The organism is Peribacillus sp. NPDC058002 (assembly GCF_042886655.1).
Classification (GTDB): domain Bacteria; phylum Bacillota; class Bacilli; order Bacillales; family DSM-1321; genus Peribacillus; species Peribacillus aracenensis.
In genome coordinates this window covers 1-2,794 of record NZ_JBHVQU010000365.1, presented here as the reverse complement: position 1 = coordinate 2,794, position 2,794 = coordinate 1, and the positions used below count along the sequence as shown (strand labels likewise).

Annotated in this window: 3 protein-coding genes and 1 other RNA gene; all 4 read left to right on the top strand. The window is 39.1% G+C overall.

Annotated features, from left to right (window positions below):
- Positions 1 to 83 precede the first annotated feature (83 nt).
- Positions 84 to 590 carry a CotD family spore coat protein gene (locus ACFVSH_RS25070; protein WP_387597514.1) on the top strand — a complete coding sequence of 169 codons (507 nt, stop codon included), beginning with the start codon at positions 84 to 86 and terminating at the stop codon, positions 588 to 590.
- A 66-nt stretch (positions 591 to 656) separates the two neighbouring features.
- Positions 657 to 1,208, top strand: a complete 552-nt coding sequence (locus ACFVSH_RS25065) for an SLOG family protein (protein WP_387597511.1) — start codon at positions 657 to 659, stop codon at positions 1,206 to 1,208.
- 202 nt (positions 1,209 to 1,410) lie between these two features.
- Complete coding sequence (gene gpsB, locus ACFVSH_RS25060) at positions 1,411 to 1,725, top strand: cell division regulator GpsB (RefSeq protein ID WP_192205295.1); 315 nt, start codon at positions 1,411 to 1,413, stop codon at positions 1,723 to 1,725.
- Between the two features lie 81 nt (positions 1,726 to 1,806).
- Positions 1,807 to 2,196, top strand: an RNA gene (gene rnpB / locus ACFVSH_RS25055) — RNase P RNA component class B.
- The last annotated feature ends 598 nt before the right edge of the window (positions 2,197 to 2,794 follow it).

The window sequence follows — 2,794 nt, the reverse complement described above, 5'->3', positions numbered from 1 at the left end:
TTCATCAGTACACGTATCCCCTTTTTTTCATATTCTGTAATGGTAAGACTAAACTTATCATGATGAAAGGGGACGTATTATAAATGTATTTTCGTAATAGTGGAGGAAATAAACCCAATGTAATGGGAGCATACGGGAACGCACCTGGAGTAATGGGCACATCAACCGGTAAACACCCCCATAACGTAATGGGCGCAGCAACCGGCAAACACCCCCATCACGTAATGGGAGCGTCAACCGGTAAAAAGTCCAACGTAATGGGAGCCTATAGTCCATCGGCTGTGTCTCCAGCGCAATATGGTCCATCTGCTGTGTCTCCAGCGCAATATGGTCCAACACAAACATTTCCATCTCAAGTTGCCCCAGCGCAAGTCTCTCCGACACAGCAATTTGTCAATACAAATGTATCTAACACAGTGATTCCTGTCGTTCATCCATCACATACTACAAATGTCAATAAACATGTGAACACGTTTAAACATTATTTCCCGCATACTCAATCCGTTGTGAACGAGTGCTATAATCAACACTTGATTTGTGGAAGGCCGCCGCAAAACCCATGCTGTCCGCCTGGACATTTCGGATATTAAAAAAATAAGGGGCTTATTAAGCCCTTATTTTCTTACATAATCATGATAAAGGAGACTAGTCAAGCTATGAAGGTTTTGTATATGACCGGCTATAAGGCTTTTGAATTCGGGATATTCAAAAATGACCATGAAGCCGTAAAATATATAAAGAAAGCGATGAAGCAGCGTCTCCTTCCATTGGCGGAAGATGGGCTGGAATGGGTGATCATCTCAGGTCAATTGGGTACGGAGCTATGGGGTGCAGAAGTGGTGTTCGAATTACAGGAGGAATATCCTCAGCTTAAATTAGGAGTGCTTACCCCTTTCCTGAAGCAGGAAGAGTCATGGAACGAGACGAATCAAGACTATTACCGATCCATATTGGCCCGTGCCGATTTTGTTGAGTCCATATTCAATAAACCATATGAAGGGCCACAACAACTGAAAATCAAAAACAAGTATATGGTCCATAAAAGCGATGCCATGCTCATCATTTTCGAGGCTGAAAAAGAAGGATCATCCCGATATCCTTATTTCGAGGCGATGAAAAAAGCCGAAACACAGCCATACCCCATCTTTCAGATAAATTTTGATGACCTACAACTGGCTGCGGAAGAAGCGAGCTGGTCCGAAGAATGATGGAGTGAAAATAATTATGGATTAAAAGTTGTTTCTAAAGCATAATCATATTATTATGAAATTTAGATACAGATTTAATGGGAATACATAACGTTCACAAAACAGTATGCATACAAAAAGGTGTTTCGTTGACAAACCCAAGCAGATTTGAAAAAATAATAAAAAGTCCATTGTATTGGCGAAAGTATTGAGGTGAAGTCTTATGCTATCCGATAAGATAAAATTAACGGCTAAAGATATTCTTGAAAAAGATTTTAAAACAGCCATGCGCGGTTATAAACCTGAAGATGTGGATCAATTCCTTGATTTGATCATTAAAGATTATGAAGTGTTCCATCAGGAAATCGAAGATCTTAAACAAGAAAATCTTAAATTGAAAAAACAAGCCGAAGAGAGTACAAAACGTCCAAATCAACCTGCTGCTCCTAGTGCCACTCCGGGAACCACTAACTTTGACATCCTTAAACGGTTATCAAACTTGGAAAAGCATGTTTTTGGTAACAAGCTTTTTGACTAAGATTTTATATTGTAAAAGTTAAAAATTATTTTGGTATTGTTTTTTCATGAGTAATGGAGTATAATCAATTATGTTATGTTAACGTTTGGGTAATTGCTGCTGCATTTATGCAGTAGAGGAAAGTCCATGCTCGCACGGACTGCGATGTCCGTAGTGTTCGTGCCTGGCGAAAAAATAAGCTTGGGCAGCAATCTTGGATTGCTGACGGCTGGGAAAATGCCTAAGTCCTTTTGGATATGGCATGAATACCTATAAAAGTGCCACAGTGACGTAGCCTTTACAGAAATGTAAAGGGTGGAACGAGGTAAACCCCACGAGCGAGAAACCCAAATTAATGGTAGGGGCGCTTTCTTCCTTGGAATTGAACGAGGAGAAGGACAGAGGCATATGCTTCTGTAGATAGATGATTACCGCCGAAGTACGAGACGCGAGTCGCTTGCAGTACTGAGGAACAAAACATGGCTTACAGAACGTTATCATATTACACCAAAAGCACAACTCTCCTTTAAAAAGGGGAGTTTTTGTTTATGGAGATTACCTGATTATAAAAAAGATTGGGCATTTTCATTTATTTTTCGTTTTCTGAAACACCGCTGTGTTAAACTAAGAACTTGGCAAGTTTTTCATTCCATTTCGAAAAGTGTCAGTCGGAAGAAAATGGGTTCGAATGAAGTCAGTCGGTAACATTTTTAAAAAATAGTGTCGGAATGTAAAGCATTCCTTGATTCTGGGCATCCTATTTTTAAAAGGTTCCTTAACACTTCTGTTAGCTTTAAAATGAAGGTATCAATACGGAAAACTTCAAATATTAGGATAATGATGGGAAGCATACATAATCGGTTTCGATGATTTCAATCGTATGATTGCAGCGTGTATCTTAAGGTATATGGATAATTGAGTATTGCTTTATTTCATGTCCTTGCTACATGATCATAAAATAAGCTAAGCAAACAATAAAGAATTCTAACTGAAATATAAAGGCTCTTTTCAAAAAGATTGTTGTTTTTAAAAACTAACTATTTAAGGTTGATTGGAGCGCAAGTGCGAGACTCCTGCGGGAGCAGCGGGA